This is a genomic window from Candidatus Eremiobacteraceae bacterium (assembly GCA_036511855.1).
In the GTDB taxonomy this organism is placed as follows: domain Bacteria; phylum Vulcanimicrobiota; class Vulcanimicrobiia; order Eremiobacterales; family Eremiobacteraceae; genus JABCYQ01.
The window spans coordinates 1-15,154 of record DATCBN010000078.1 but is presented as its reverse complement, the minus strand read 5'-3'; the positions used below and the strand labels follow the sequence as shown (position 1 = coordinate 15,154).

9 protein-coding genes are annotated in these 15,154 nt (G+C 60.9%); 8 read left to right on the top strand and 1 reads right to left on the bottom strand.

What is annotated here, in order from left to right; all coding sequences use genetic code 11:
* Positions 1–211: 211 nt before the first annotated feature.
* The 3 genes from VII69_10140 to VII69_10130 all read left to right on the top strand — a co-directional run bounded on the left by VII69_10140 (position 212) and on the right by VII69_10130 (position 8,717).
* Entirely contained in the window at positions 212–3,886 is a 3,675-nt protein-coding gene (locus VII69_10140; protein HEY5095465.1) for a TonB-dependent receptor, read from the top strand.
* Between the two features lie 191 nt (positions 3,887–4,077).
* Entirely contained in the window at positions 4,078–7,320 is a 3,243-nt protein-coding gene (locus VII69_10135; protein HEY5095464.1) for a TonB-dependent receptor, read from the top strand.
* 293 nt (positions 7,321–7,613) lie between these two features.
* The gene (locus VII69_10130) at positions 7,614–8,717 is read left to right on the top strand and encodes a hypothetical protein (GenBank protein ID HEY5095463.1); all 1,104 of its coding nucleotides are present in this window, start codon (positions 7,614–7,616) and stop codon (positions 8,715–8,717) included.
* Between the two features lie 136 nt (positions 8,718–8,853).
* On the opposite strand, the gene VII69_10125 is transcribed toward VII69_10130, so the two are convergent.
* Positions 8,854–10,002, bottom strand: a complete 1,149-nt coding sequence (locus VII69_10125) for an acyl-CoA dehydrogenase family protein (protein ID HEY5095462.1) — start codon at positions 10,000–10,002, stop codon at positions 8,854–8,856.
* 94 nt (positions 10,003–10,096) lie between these two features.
* On the opposite strand from VII69_10125, the gene ftsE reads away from it, so the two are divergent.
* The 5 genes from ftsE to VII69_10100 form a co-directional block, all read left to right on the top strand.
* A complete protein-coding gene (gene ftsE, locus VII69_10120; protein HEY5095461.1) occupies positions 10,097–10,786 on the top strand; it encodes a cell division ATP-binding protein FtsE in 690 nt (229 codons plus the stop codon).
* Positions 10,773–11,657, top strand: coding sequence for a permease-like cell division protein FtsX (gene ftsX / locus VII69_10115; GenBank protein ID HEY5095460.1), 885 nt, complete (start codon positions 10,773–10,775; stop codon positions 11,655–11,657). The genes ftsE and ftsX overlap by 14 nt, the downstream gene beginning before the upstream one ends.
* Positions 11,657–12,892 carry a peptidoglycan DD-metalloendopeptidase family protein gene (locus tag VII69_10110; GenBank protein ID HEY5095459.1) on the top strand — a complete coding sequence of 412 codons (1,236 nt, stop codon included), beginning with the start codon at positions 11,657–11,659 and terminating at the stop codon, positions 12,890–12,892. Before ftsX ends, VII69_10110 begins: the two co-directional genes overlap by 1 nt.
* A gap of 168 nt (positions 12,893–13,060) precedes the next feature.
* Positions 13,061–14,530 carry a S41 family peptidase gene (locus VII69_10105; GenBank protein HEY5095458.1) on the top strand — a complete coding sequence of 490 codons (1,470 nt, stop codon included), beginning with the start codon at positions 13,061–13,063 and terminating at the stop codon, positions 14,528–14,530.
* Between the two features lie 20 nt (positions 14,531–14,550).
* A partial coding sequence (locus VII69_10100; protein HEY5095457.1) for a hypothetical protein occupies positions 14,551–15,154 on the top strand: 604 nt, incomplete at its 3' end.

Here is a 15,154-nt window from a genome sequence, read left to right as displayed (position 1 = left end):
ATTTCCGGCATCTCGAACCAGGCCACATCACACCTCGAATCGTGTCCCGCAAAACAAATCTTAGCGCAAGGTTAGGATTTGTTTAATATGGAAACGCGCCTCGTGGAAGTGAGAGGCAATGGTGCCGCTCGCTCCATTTTGGTACGCACGAACGACGGTTCGCGTCGTTTCATGCGTGCTTCACTAAGAAGCACATCAAGAGGGAACCTCAATGTCGAAAAACAGTTGGGTTCGAATCGCCCTCTTGGCGGTGGCGTTGCTGCTCTTCCAGGGAACATGGGCACTGGCAGGCACAACTGGTGCGCTCAACGGTAGTGTGACGTTGCAGGACGGCACTCCGTTAGCGGGCGTAAAAGTTACAGCATCATCTCCGTCCGAGTCGGTATCAACGATCACCGGCAGTACAGGACACTTCTCATTCGTCTCGCTCACCCCGGACACGTATGAAGTCACGGGAAGCAAAGACGGATACGACACGATAGCACAACCTGGCGTCTCGATCTTCGCAGACAACACCCAGGTCGTGAAACTGACGATGCAAGCGTCGACCAAAGTCCTTGGACACGTCACCACCACTGCGGCGAGCGCGCTCGTCAAGGCTGGAACGACGTCAGACGTCTACTCGGTCAGCGCTTCTCAGCAAGCTAAAGTCGCAACGCTCGGCGGCGGCGGAAGTCTCGATGCCGCTTATGGCGCCATCGCTGCAGTTCCAGGCGTCGTGGTCCCAGCCGGACAAATGGGCTGGTTCCAAACCATCCACATCCGCGGCGGCGACTTCGACCAAGTCGGTTACGAGTTCGACGGTGTACCCGTTCTGCGCTCGTACGACAACTATCCGACGTCAACCGCCTCAGCTCTCGGCCAACAGGAACTGCAAGTCTACACGGGCGCAGCGCCTGCCAGCTCCGAGTCGCAAGGCTTGGCCGGCTACATCAACCAGGTCATCCGCAATGGCACGTATCCCGGCTATGGCGAGCTGAGCCTTGGCGTGGGGTACCCCGCGTTATACAACAAGGCCAGCCTCGAAATAGGCGGTGCCACACCGGATCGCAACTTCACGTACTTCGTGGGCGTTGGCGGCTACCATCAGTCGTTCCGTTACTTCGGCAACGACAATGGCGCCAGCATCCAGAGCATGTGGGGCACGCCGTCCAACCGGCTCTCGCCTGGTGATGGCTGCATCGTCTCGCAGAATCCTGGCCAACCGGTAGTCTACACGCCGGATGCCAAGAACTTCGAGTCGTGCTATGCGACGCACATCGGTCCTGGCGGCATCTCGCTTGCCTCGCCGGTGGACAGCTTCAACGTCTCAGACGTCTGGGATTATGAAAATGTCATCAACCTGCACTTCGGCCTGCCGCACAAGAACGATGCCGGCAAGGACGACATCCAACTGCTGTACGATAACTCGTACTTGCACAACACGTACTACAGCTCAGCGTCGGACTGGGGCGTCACCGTTCCCGGCATTCAACAGCAACTCAACGGCGCGCCGGTGTTCGGCTACTTGAGCGGTCCTTTTCAGGGACTCGGCACAAATGGCATCGGGTGGCAATACCTCGGCAAAGTCGGCGGGGTGCTTCCCGCAGGCTTGTCGGAAGATCAGCTCCAGCCGATGGTCCACTCCGTAAACTTCGCGTACAACCCCAACAGTGCACACGGGTCGCCGTATTTCGGCAACCAATTGGCTGCGATCGACCCCAACCAACGCGACGGTACGGCCAACCCCAACTCGATCATCAAGCTGCAGTACCAGAAGAACATCGGTACATCTTCGTACTTCAGAATCTACGCATACAACAACTATTCCGAGTGGCCGCAGACCTGCCCGAACACGGGCTGGACCACGTTCATCGGCTACTGCCCGCTCAACTACTACGTGCAGACCATGACCAACGGCGCCAGCGCGTCGTATGCGAGTCAGATCAACGACAAGAACCTCATCAACGTCGAAGTTAGCGATACGTTCGCAAACGATTACCGCGCCAACGACGATACGATGATCAGCGAATTGGTCGGTCTCAACCGTGTCACCGGAGCCGACTCGTTCCTGTACGCCGTGAACGCAAACGCACCGCATTCGGGCGTCTGCTACACGTCGGAAGGCTCACCCGTGAGTTGCTACAGCGGCAACGCTGTAAACGTCGGACTGGCGAATGCGGCGACAGGCGCCGCACTTCCGGCGTTGCCGACAACATGCGGCACCGGGCCATGTGCATGGTTCGCGGCTGAGAACGGACGTTACGGCGGCGGCAACCAAGCCAAGCCGACGTTCTTGTCCGCTTCGCTCACCGACCAATGGAAGCCCACATCGCAGCTGCTGTTCAACATCGGCATCCGCATGGATAGCTTCCGCTACAAACTCTCCGATACGGGCGGAGCGGCGCGCGACTTCTGGTTCAACGCGTTCAACAACTCGTATTGCGTCCTACCGGGCGGCGGTCACGTGCCGTTCTACAACGGTGCCAACGACGCCGGCGTGGGGCAACTATGTCCGGTTCAGAACGGCGTTCAGACGGTCGTCGCGAAGATGACGAATCTTCCGAACGACACCACATCGTACAACGAGTTCGAGCCGCGCATCGGCGGCACGTACACTCTTAACCCGAACAACGTGCTGCGCTTTAGCTACGGCAAGTACACGCAGGCGCCTAACACGGCCTACGAACAGTACAACCTGCTGCAGCAAGACCTCGCGTCGTACGATGCAAACAACTTCTGGCCGATCGGCTTCACCACCACCACGCACGCAATCCGGCCGCCGACATCGAACAACTACGACTTCTCGTGGGAGCACCAGTCCGGCGACATGAGCTTCAAGCTCACGCCGTTCTTGCGCCAGACGAAAGATCAGATCCAGAACTTCTTCCTCGACCAGAAGACGGGCTTTGTGTCCGGACTCAACGTGGGCCGCCAGACATCAGACGGCGTCGAGTTCGAACTGACGAAGGGCGACTTCAACCACAACGGGCTGTCCGGGTTGCTCTCGGCGACGTACACCCACAGCTACATCGCATACAGCCCGACGCAAAATGGCGGCAGCGTGCTCAGCACGGTGAACCTCGCCATCCAGCAGTACAACTCGTACACCAGCGCGTGCGCGGGCAAGTCGGGCACGTCCGATCCGCACGCGTTGTGCGGTACATTCGGCGGCGCAAACGCGATAGCCACCGAAGACAGCGGCATCGCCAACCCGTACTTCAACGCACCTGCTCGGCCGCTATTCGATCTGAACGGAAACTACGTGCCGTTCAGCACGATTCCGGGCGCCGTTGAAGCGGCTTCCGGTTCGTACGAAACGCCGTTTGCCGCGACGCTCGTGCTGAACTTCAAACACGACAAGTGGGCGATCTCGCCGCAGTTCCAGTTCTTTGAGGGCGGTTACTACGGCGACCCGCTGACCGGCTACGGCGTTGATCCGGCGAGCTGCCCGCAGGCACTTGCTGGCGGAGCGACCATAACCGGCGATCCGCGCTACAAGTTCGGCGGCACGGGCGCTCCGTTCGATGCACTCGCGTGCACCGGCCGGATTCCGACACCGGATCCGGTGACCGGCAACTTCGACAACCTCGGTGCTTTCAGAGCGCCGAACCAGATCCTGATGCACATGCAGTTCTCGTACGATGTCAGCCCGCGGGTTGCGCTCACGCTCAACATGGCGAACATCATCGATCAGTGCTCCGGCGGAACAACGGAACCGTGGACACGATTCGCAAGCAACAAGGTCTGCGGCTACACGTTGCCTGGTTACGGCGCACCGCTCACATTCGGTTCGAACTTCTACAACCCAGGGGCGAAGTTCCAACCGATGCTGCAGTACCCGTATCAGGAGAACCCGACCCAAGGAGTGTTCAACGCGGGCTTGGGCTTGAAGATCAAACTCTGATCGCCTAATATCTCGTAGAACTACAACCAGAGGGTCCCGGCATTGCGCCGGGGCCCTCTTTTTACATGTCCGCGGCGAACATTAAAATAATATGAGTCCAAAGGTCCCAGGGGGGGCGAAACTATAAGATTAGTTTTCGGCCTGCCCAAAGCCGGCCGATTTTCATGCAAAACGCCTCAGGAGGAAACCCTATGGGTATCAAGGGCCTACTCCGCATCGCTGTCTTGGCGATCGTCGCAATGCTGGTCCAGGGAACTTGGGTTCTGGCCGGCACGACGGGCTCCATCAGCGGCACGGTAACGGACCAAAACGGCGCCCCCGTCGCGGGCGTCCGGATAACAGCGGCATCACCCTCGCAGAACGCAGGTGTGACCACCGATGCTAAAGGCTTCTACGCGGTCCTCAACCTCGCTCCCGACACGTACAACATCACCGCATCCAAGACGGGCTTCGACCCGTCGACGCTTGAGGGCGTCACGGTCACGGCCGATCAGAACACGAACGGCGATCTCAAAGTACACGCAACCACGGCCGTGCTCGGTCACGTCACTGCAACCGCACAGGCGGGTGCCGTGTCGAAAACGGTCACCGGCGATCTGTACGCCGTCAACGCGTCGAAGATCGCGGGCTATCAAGGCTCGTCGGGCGGCGCCGAGTCGCTTTACAGCCAAAACGCAGTCGTGGGTTCGCTGCCGGGCGTTGTGCGCGCGGTCGGAACCGGCGGCACGTACAACGGCCAAGGCACGCTGTCGCTTCGCGGCGGCGCATACGATCAAGTCGGCTTCGAGCTTGAGGGCATTCCGCTCAACCGCGGCTTCGACTTCTTCAACGGCACCGCGCTCGCGACCAACGGCCTTGCGAGCGTCGAGGTCTACACCGGCGGCGCGCCGGCCGATTCGGGGCGCGCGATGTCGGGCTTCATCAACGGCACGATCCAGCGCGGACGGTACCCGGGCGGTGCGGATTTCAGCGGCTCGTTCGGCGGTCAGGCATTCGCCCACGCCTTGCAGCTCGCGATGTACGGCGCCACACCCGACGGCCGCTTCAACTACTACGTCTCGACGCAGTCGAACGATCAGAGCTTTCTGTACGGCGACCGCGGCAACGAAGACAACTACCATTTCAACGTCGGCGCGAACGAAGTGAACTGCTCCAATGTCGTGGGCCGGTTCGGTTTCCAGACGACGGACCCGGCCGCTCCGCAGTTCTACAACTGCGGTGTGGCGCACAACTACAACGTGCCGATGGGCCAGTCGTTCTTCACGAACAACGCGCTTCCGTACAACCAAGCGCGCGACACCGCGGCGAACCTGCATTGGACATTCACCCACAACGGGCTGTCCGATGATTTCCAGGCGCTGGCGGTGATGGGCACCACCGGCGGTCCGTTCCCGTATTCGGGCTCGAACCTGGATCCGAACTTCTACGGCTTCGAGACCGGCGGCGGGTCGGATCCCGCAACCGGCCGTCTGCTGTGGCCGATCGGCAACCCGTGGAAGGGCGGACTCAATCAGCCGTACGATCCGGCCAAGCTCGGCGTCTACACATGGCCGACAGCGGGCGGATCGATCGGCGCCATTCCGGAAGGGTTTACCGACAGCCAGAGCACCCAATACAACATCGAGAAGTTGGGCTACACGCGGTCGTTGACGGACACATCGTTCGTGCGGCTGTTCGCGTACTCGCTCTACTCCGGTTGGGCCATTGACGAGCCCACCGAAGGGCTCAACGGCGGCACGTTCTACACGTTGCACGACAACGCGACGGGCGTCTCGCTCAACTATCAGAACCAGTTCAACAGCAAGAACCTCATCAAGTTCGACGCGGATTATTCCAAAGACCTGACGCTGCGCTACAACTACGCCAACTGGCTGGTCATGCAAGACCAGGGGCTGAGCGTGAATGCGGCGGGCGGCTACGTCGTTTGCGGCGACCTTGCGTCGAATAAACTGACGACGAATGCGCCAAACCATCAGGCGTGCGGCGATCCCGGTTACACGAATGTTGCGCAGATCAACGGGCCGTACGCCTACTGGTCGAGCACGACGCCGATCACAAGCGACGTCGTGTTGGCCGACAGCTACAAGCCGAGCGACAAGCTCAACTTCGACCTAGGCGTGCGCTACGACCAGTTCAAATTCGCGCTCATGCCGCTGCAGCTCACCGGCGCCGGCGGAATCGCCGAAGAGTCGCAGAACCGCTACGGTCTGTGCCTCAACGGATACGCCTACGCGGCCGGCGAGCCGTGCAACGGCTACTTGACGACGCTCGCGGGGACGCCCGGAACATCCGGCTTTAATCCGGCATTGCTACCGGGTGCGGCCAAGTGGCAGGACGTCAATGGCGACCTCATGTTCAATGAGTTCAGTCCGCGCTTCGGCGTGACGTATGCCGCTTCGCCGAGCGACGTTTTCCGTGCGTCGGTCGGTCGCTACGTCCAGCCGCCGAACTCGGCATTCGAAGAATACCGGGCGGCGCCGCAATTCGGCGTCGGCGAGACCGTCGCCGTGTTGAACCGGTTCTACAACGGCTTGGGCTTCCTCGCCGTCCACAACGTGCAGCCCGAGGACAGCACGAACTACGATTTCTCGTATGAGCACGACTTCGGGTCTGGGCTGTCGTTCAAGCTCACGCCGTATGCTCGCACAACGCGCGGTCAAGTGCTCAACTTGCCGGTTAATCCCACGCAGCCGTCATTTGTGACCGGCTACAACTTCGGCAACGCGCGCATTCACGGCGCCGAAATCCTGTTGCAAAAGAACAGGACCACAGACAATGGCCTCACGGCCACGCTTGCCGGCACGTATACGGACTCGAAGATCCACTTCGGGCCCGCAGGCAACGGCAAGTCGATCATCGACCTCATCAACGCGCAGATCGCTGCCTACAACGCACTGCCCACCACAACAAAGCACTACGCGCTGATGGATCCGAACGCATACTACTCGCCGTCGTACGTGCAATCACCGCCGGCGACGAGTTCCTACGACGTGAAGTGGGTATGGAATCTCAACTTGGACGAGCGCGTGAACGGTTGGGACTTCACGCCGGGCTTCTCGTATCAGTCCGGCAATCCGTACGGCGATCCGCTGGACTTCGGCGGCGTGCCCGATCCGTACACGCACACGTTCGACGCGTTCGGTTCGCTCAAAGGTCCGTCGTGGTTGACGATGAACTTCGGCATTTCGCACGACCTGACCAGCCGCACAAAAGCGTCGTTGCTGTTCACCAATCTGTTCACGATGGTGCACAACCAGGGTTATCCCTGGGAGTATCCGACGAACATGCAGGTGATCGGTTATGGATCGAATCCGTTCTACACGCTCAACGCGGGCATAAGCCCCGCCTACATCGGTGAGTCGTACTATCCGTACGTGCCCACCGCGGTCTCTCCGTACCACCAGATAATCTTCTCATATTCTCTAAAGGTATAACGTCCGGGGCAAGCGATGCTTGCCCTCCTACAATCAATGGGCAAGCGATGCTTGCCCTAGTACGAGAACCTAATACATGACGACGAAGGAGGGCAAGCGTTGCTTGCCCTCCTCCATTGGGCAAACGATGCTTGCCCTAGTACGCGTCCCGCGGCATTGCCTGGGGGAGGGTCGCGGACCCAAAAAGCGAAGCCCGTGCCCAACGCAAGACCAGCGCAAGGGTGCGGCGCCGGCATCGCTGGAGCGCCGTTTTTCATGCCCCCGCCACACATCCGTAGGAGACCGTGCACTAGATGACCCCACGCTCGGGTATCACCCTGTTTTTCGCGTTTCTCGCGTTCGCGTTCGTCGCGGTCGGCGGCTGCGGCAAGTATACGACTGGCACCACACCCACGCCCGTTTCGTCGGTCAGTCCGTCGCCTTTCCCTGACACGCTGTATGTCCAGGACACCACCTCGCATGCGGTTCGGGTGTACAAGAACGCGTCGGGTCAGAACGGTTTCGCGGCCGCGTCGTCGGTGCTCACGACCAATTCGAACACCTTCGATGATGCGGTGTACTCACCGGATAAGGATGTCTTGTGGGTTCCGCTCTGCGCGGCGGGCGGATGCCCCGGCAGTAGTGCACCGGTAGATGTGTATACGGCGGCTAGCACGCTCAACAACGTCGGGCCTACGGCTACTTCAGCTCCGCTTGCCAATATCAACGGAGCAGCTGCGTATGACGACACCCACGATTTGCTCTTCGTCACGGTCGGCAATGCGCCGGTCCTGCAGATCTATTCAAGCGCGAGCACGCTTGGCACAGGCGGCAATTCCGCGCCGGCTGCCACCGCCACGCTGAACATCACCGATCCCGGCATCCAATATAAGGGCTCGCCGCGGCCGCAAGAACTCTACTATGATAAGGCGCGCGACATTCTTTTCGCGAGCGACTTCGGCACCGTTGTGGCCGAGTTCGATGCATTCGGCACGCAAGCAGCGGCGGCCGCATCGACGCACACGAACATCAATCTGAGCTCAAGCCGCCAGATCGCCGCTTTGATCCAAACAGACGGCATGGCGTACAACACGGCGCAAGATATACTGTTCGTCGTTTCGGATCAACGCGGCGTGTTGACCGTCATCAGCTCTGCGAGCACCACCAACGGCCCTGCAACGCACACGCAGACGGTCACAGGTTTTTCCAATCCTAAAGGGCTCGCCTACGACGACGTGCGCGACATCTTATTCGTGTACGACCCCGGCAACCCGAACCAAGAAGGTCAGATCCTGAACTTCCCCAACGCGAAAACGCTATCGGGCAATCAAGCAGCGTGGAAGGGCCGCAAGGGATTCGTGGACGGGTTCATCGCCGGATTGAGCGGCTTCGGCATCTCGGTGGACACCACGCACTAACCGACCCACTACCAATGTGGGTGAGCATCTCGTACTAGGGTGAGCAACGCTCACCCATTTTTTTTTGGGCAAGCGATGCTTGCCCTCCTACATAAAGACGGGGCAAGCGATGCTTGCCCTAGTACAATTACCCTAGTTAGAATCCTAGCAGGCGGCCGATCACCATGCGCTGCACTTCGTTGGTGCCTTCGCCGATTTCGTTGATCTTGCAGTCGCGCCAATAGCGCGAGACCGGATACTCGTCCATAAATCCGTAGCCGCCGTGGATCTGCACTGCCGCGTTGGCGCAACGGCGCGACACTTCGCCCGAATAGAGCTTTGCCATCGCGGCTGCGGTCGCGAATTCCCGGCCCTGGTCTTTCAGCCACGCGGCTTTGAGCACCGCCGTGCGAGCGAGCTCGATCTCCACCGCCATGTCGACCAATTGAAATTGGATCGCTTGGAACTTCGAGATGGCCTTGCCGAATTGGTGCCGGTCTTTTGCATAGCTGGCCGCCGCGTCGTAACAGGCCTGCGCGAGTCCTACAGAAAGTGCGCCGACGCTGATGCGGCCGCCGTCGAGCACGTCGAGGAACTGCTTGAATCCGCGTCCGCGTGGGCCGAGCAGATGGTCCTCGGGCACCTTCGCGTTTTGAAACGATAACTCGCGCGTGTCCGACGCACGCCAGCCCATTTTCTTGTAGGGTTTGGCACGAGTATAGCCCGGCGTTTCTTGCGGCACGATGATGGTGGAGATTTCGGGCCGGCCGTCACCCGATGTTCCGGTGACCGCCGTGATCGTGACGCCGCCCGTGATCGCGGTGCCGGCGTTGGTGATGAAACACTTGGTCCCGTTGATCGTCCAATCACCGGATTTTAGGTCGGCGGTGGTCTTGGTCGCGCCGGCATCGGAGCCGGCCTGCGGTTCGGTGAGGCCGAACGCCCACAACTGTTCGCCTTGTGCGAGCGGCACGAGCCAGCGTTGCTTTTGCTCTTCGGTGCCGAACATGAAGATCGGCGACGCGCCGAGCGAAACATGCGCAGCCATCGTGATACCGGCCGAAGCGTCGCCGCGGCCGATCTCCATCACCGCGAGCGCGTACGAAATCGTGTCGGCGCCGGAGCCGCCATATGCTTCGGGAAACGGCAGGCCAAGCAGACCGAGTTTTCCCATCTGCTTGATCGTGTCGAGCGGGAAAGTCGCAGTCGCGTCCCACTCTTGTGCGTGAGGCGCAATTTCGCCCTCCGCGAACTCGCGACAGAGTTTCTGCACGTCCAACTGCTCGGGCGTGAGATCGAAATCCATTTGCCGTCCTTTCCCAGCTGCGCGGCCGCCCGCGTACGCCATCCATGTTCGGCACGATAGGGCAGTCCCGCCTGGCGGCGAACTCCTACCTCCAATGATCGTCTTCAAAGGCGTAGGGCTCGTCTATCCAAATGGCGTTCATGCGCTGTCGGATATCGATCTCGAGCTCGGGCGGGGCGAGTTCGTCTTCTTAGTCGGCGGAACCGGACAAGGCAAATCCAGTCTGCTGAAGTGCATCTACCGAGAGGCCGAACCCACGACCGGCGAGGTCGACATCGACGGCATTCCCTTGCGGGGCATAGCGCCCGGCCAAATCCCGTTTCTGCGCCGCAAAGTCGGCGTCGTCTTTCAAGACTTCAAGTTGCTCCAGCAAAAGACCGTCTGGGAGAACGTCGCCTACGCGCTGCAAGTGACGGGCGCGAGCTCGCGTGACGTGATGCGCCGGGTTCCCCGCATGCTCGAGCTCGTGGGCATCGCGCACAAGAGCAAGATGTTTCCGTACGAGCTCTCCGGCGGCGAACAGCAGCGGACCGCGATCGCGCGTTCTCTCGTGAACAACCCGTTGATCCTGCTCTGCGACGAACCCACTGGAAATCTCGACCCCGAGACCTCGAACGAAATCATGGCGCTGCTCGCGCGCATCAACGCCAAAGGCACAACCGTCGTCGTTGCGACGCACAACCAAGCCGTCGTCGACCGCATGCGCCGGCGGGTGGTGCGGCTCACCAACGGCCGCATCGCGCACGACCAAGAACGGGGTCACTACCACATTGGATTGGGGTAAAGTCCGGTTTTTCTGGTCCGAAGTCGCGCAAAATTTCACGCGCAACCTCACGATGGCGGTCACCGCAGTGGGCACCGTTGCGGTTTCCGTGGTCCTCTTGGGGACGATACTGTTCCTCCACGAATCGTTCGCCATCTTCATGAAGCAAGTGGTCGGGCAGGTCACGATCGCGGCCTACCTCAAGGACAATTCACCCAAGGCTATGGTCGACGGCACGATGCGCGTCATGAAGTCCGACCCGCGGGTGCAGTCCGTCACGTTCGTCTCCAAAAAGCAAGCGATGGACGGATTGCGCGATCGCTTGCGCGGCCAGATGAACCTGAATCTCATCAACACAAACCCGCTTCCCGATGCCATCATGATCCATCCGGCGGATCCAAATGACGCCGCTGCGATAGCGAAGCGGCTCCAAGGTCTGCCGTCCGTCGCAACCGTCAACTATCGAAGCGACGTCACGCAGAAGCTGTTGCGCGTGGAATCGGTGCTCGGCGCGGTGGGGCTCGGGGTGGTGGGGCTGCTGCTCGCCGCCACCGCGCTTTTGATCTACAACACCATCCGTTTGACGGTTTTTGCGCGCAGGAGCGAGATCCACATCATGCAGCTTGTCGGTGCGACCCATTGGACCGTGCGCTGGCCGTTCGTGTTCGAAGGCATCTTGACCGGGGTCGCGGGCGCGGTGATCGGCATCGCGCTCTTGGAATTCGCGTATCGCACGTTTGCACCGAAGCTCGCCATCGACTTGCCGTTCCTGCCGTTCAATTTCGCGGTCGTGCCGGTGGGGACCATCGCTCTCGAATTGCTCGGCACGGGTGCGCTCATCGGGATGTTGGCGAGCATGTTGTCGGTCAGCCGGTATTTGCGGTCCACCTGATGCGTGGGACTCGCGCCGCGCTGGCGGCCGCAATCGCCGCCGCGGCACTCATAGGCGCCGCCAAGCCGACGCCCGTTCCCATCAGCGAACAGATCAAGCACACGCAAGACGTCCTGAACCGCACGCAAGCGAAGGTCCACAACACGCGGCTCAAGGTCAGACAAGCGCGCTACAAAGTGCTCAGCATCTCGCAGCAGCTCAGCGACACGAACGACAACATCGCGCGCGTCGACGACACGCTCGATGGTCTCGACCGCTCCATCCGCCAGATCGAACTGCGCCTCGGCATCCGGCGTCACCAGCTCGACGCCACGCGCGCGAGCTTGTACCGGCACCGTACCGCTCTGAACGGCCGTCTTGTTGACGTCTACGAATACGGTCCGGTTTCGTACGTCGACGTCCTCGTGGCCTCGACGTCATTCGCCGACTTCGTCGTGCGCTGGGATTTCGTGCGCGCGATCATCAAGTCGGATTCCATACTGATCTCCGGCATCAACACCGAGCAGACGAAGTACGAGCACTTTGTGGCGGGCCTGGAGCAGACGCAGGCGCAACTCGTCGCGGCTCACGATGAGAAGCGCACAGAAGAGGGCCAGCTTTCGGCCTTAGCAGAGGAACGGCGCCAGCTTCTCGGCGTGGCACAGCAGCAGCGAAATGTCATCGCGCAGCAATTGGTCGAACTCGAAGGTCTCACAGCGCAAGAAGAGGCCCGCCTGCAAGCTCTCATCGTGGAGAAGCAGCGCGAAGACTATCTCGCCACCCTCGCCGCGCGCCGCGCGGCACAAGCCGCCCGAAGAGCCGCAGCGATCGCGGCGGGCCTGCCGCCCCCGCCCGAGTCGCCGCTTGGCGGTCCGGTATCATTCATATGGCCGGTCAGGGGACCGATCACTTCGCCCTTCGGGATGCGCACGGACCCGGTAACCGGACGCTACGCGCTGCATTCAGGCATCGACATAGGCGTCGACTACGGCACGCCCATCCGCGCAGCAGCCGACGGCTTGATCATCTATGTAGGCTGGTACGGCGGGTACGGCAACCTCATCACCATCGACAACGGCGACTCCTACTCGACGTTATACGCTCATTGCTCGGCGATGTACGTGAGCGTCAATCAACGAGTCCAGCGTGGACAAGTGATCGGCGCCGTGGGAGCCACCGGCTATGCGACGGGCCCGCACCTCCATTTTGAGATAAGGAAGAACGGTGTCCCTATCGACCCGCTTGGAAAGCTGTGAAAACCCTTAAAGTGCGACGAATCACGGGTATTTGGCGTAAACTTGACGACAACGTTATTAGGGTCCCGGTCACCTGATGGAGAATAGCACAGTCCGGGTATAAGGGTAGGGGCGGCACGAGTAGGGCCGCTTCCCATGTTATCCACCGCCGAAAGGAACCCCGTCCACGTGTCGCTCAAGTCCCGCGCTTCCATTTTCACCGCCGCTGCGGTTGCCGTCGCCGCCGCCGTCGCGGTCGGATTTTTCGCAGCCCACTTCGTCGCGAACGCATCGAACACACATGCCCAGGCCGCGAGCCGGGTCTATTCGATCGATCAAAACATGTACTCGTCCGCGTCCGACACCGACGCGTCTGGCGGCGACGACCGCTCCGAGGGCACGGACATGCTCGATAAGGCGTTCGAAAAACTGCACGCCGAGTATTACAAGCCCATCGATGACAAAGATCTGCTCAAGGGCGAACACGACGGACTGGTCGCGTACCTGAAGACGAAGAAGGTTGTCGCGATGCTGCCGGCGCCCACGGCCGCCGAGCCGAACGACGTATCGAGCGACGAGAATTCCGCCAACGCACTCTTCCAGGCCGCGTACGACAAGTACGCCGCCAAGTTCGGCAGTCAAGACGTGGTCTATGCCGCGATCTCGGGCATGCTCGGCGCCCTCGGCGATCCGTACACCGTCTACATGTCGCAAAAAGACACCCAGCACTTCAACGAATCCATCGCCGGGGGCGACTTCGGCGGCATCGGCGTCTATATAGAGCAGGACGCGAAATCCAAGCAGACGCTCGTCATCGGGCCCATCCAGGATACGCCTGCAGCCAAGGCCGGACTCCAGCCCGGCGACCTCATCGTCTCGGTCGACGGCCGCGCCACCAAAGGCGTGCCCGTGGATGCCGTGATGGGCTATATCCGGGGCAAGCAAGGCACGACCGTGCATTTGGTGCTCTCGCGCATGAGCGGCAAGACTCCTACGACGAAATTGGTCTCCGTCCAGCGCGAGCAGATCCACGTGCCGTCCGTGGCCTACAAGATGGTCGACGGCAACATCGGTTACGTGCAATTATTCATCTTCGGCGAAACCTCCGCGGACGAAGTGACGCATGCGCTCGACGTGCTCAATAGCAAGGGCGCCAAAGCCTACATCCTCGATCTGCGCAACAACGGCGGTGGCTTGCTGTACGCAGCCGTGCAGATCTCATCGAAGTTCATTCCGGACGGTCCGATCGTTTCTACCATCGACCGCTACGGCCACGTCGAGTCGGAGAACGCCACGCAGGACGCGATGCCGCCGCATCCGCTCGTCGTGTTGGTCAACCAGTACTCGGCGAGCGCGTCCGAGATCACCGCAGGCGCTTTGCAAGACACGAAGATCGGCACGCTCATCGGTGTGAAGACCTACGGCAAGGGCGTGGTCCAAACGCTGTATCCGTTCTCCGACTCGAGCGAATTCAAGATCACGACCGCGCGCTACGTCACGCCGCTCGGCCGCGACATCAACAAAAAGGGGATCGTGCCGAACGTCGTGGTGCCGATGAATCCGCAGCTTGTGGGCTACCCGGGCAAGGACGTCCAGTTCAACGCCGCGGTGCAGTTCATCAAGCAGCAGATCGCGCTGAACACGACGCGCACGAATTAGTCGAAAGGATTCCTCGCATCATGCCGTCACATCTCCGCGGCCGGCTCGTCGCGTTCGCGATCGCCGTTGCGTTCGCGATGCAGTCGTTCGCGTCCGGCGCGCCGGCCGGCGCGGCCGCCTCTTCAACCCAAGCGGCCTCGACTCTCGACCGGGCCATGGTCTCGTACTCGTTCGCGCGCGCGACCGCCGAATTCTACAAGCAGACCGGCGGCCAAGTTCTGCTCGACGGCGCCGTGAACGGCATGCGTCTCGCAGTCAAAGAACATGGCGGCAACCCATCATTGGTGCCGTCGATGCGCGATGCGGGCACCTCTGACGCAGACACGACGGCGCTCGGGCGGGAACTCGACGCCGCAAGCAAGACCTTTGCGAAGAAGGTCGGCGAGCGCGAGCTTGCCTACGCAGCCATCAAAGGGATGATGCAGGCGCTGCGCGACCGTTGGACGGTCTTTCTCGATCCGAAAGAATACAAACAATTCAACACGGCGCTCGACGGTGCGAATTACGCCGGTATCGGCATCATCATCGCGATCGACCCCGCCACGAAACGGATCGCGGTGCAACAGACCATCGACGGCGGGCCCGCGATCATCGCGGGGCTTGCCGCCGGTGACGTGATGGTAT

Excerpts from the sequence above, each read along its gene's own strand:
- VII69_10140 (HEY5095465.1), top strand. The coding sequence starts at position 212 with ATGTCGAAAAACAGTTGGGTTCGAATCGCCCTCTTGGCGGTGGCGTTG.
- VII69_10135 (HEY5095464.1), top strand. The coding sequence starts at position 4,078 with ATGGGTATCAAGGGCCTACTCCGCATCGCTGTCTTGGCGATCGTCGCA.
- VII69_10130 (HEY5095463.1), top strand. The coding sequence starts at position 7,614 with ATGACCCCACGCTCGGGTATCACCCTGTTTTTCGCGTTTCTCGCGTTC.
- VII69_10125 (HEY5095462.1), bottom strand. The coding sequence starts at position 10,002 with ATGGATTTCGATCTCACGCCCGAGCAGTTGGACGTGCAGAAACTCTGT.
- ftsE (HEY5095461.1), top strand. The coding sequence starts at position 10,097 with ATGATCGTCTTCAAAGGCGTAGGGCTCGTCTATCCAAATGGCGTTCAT.
- VII69_10110 (HEY5095459.1), top strand. The coding sequence starts at position 11,657 with ATGCGTGGGACTCGCGCCGCGCTGGCGGCCGCAATCGCCGCCGCGGCA.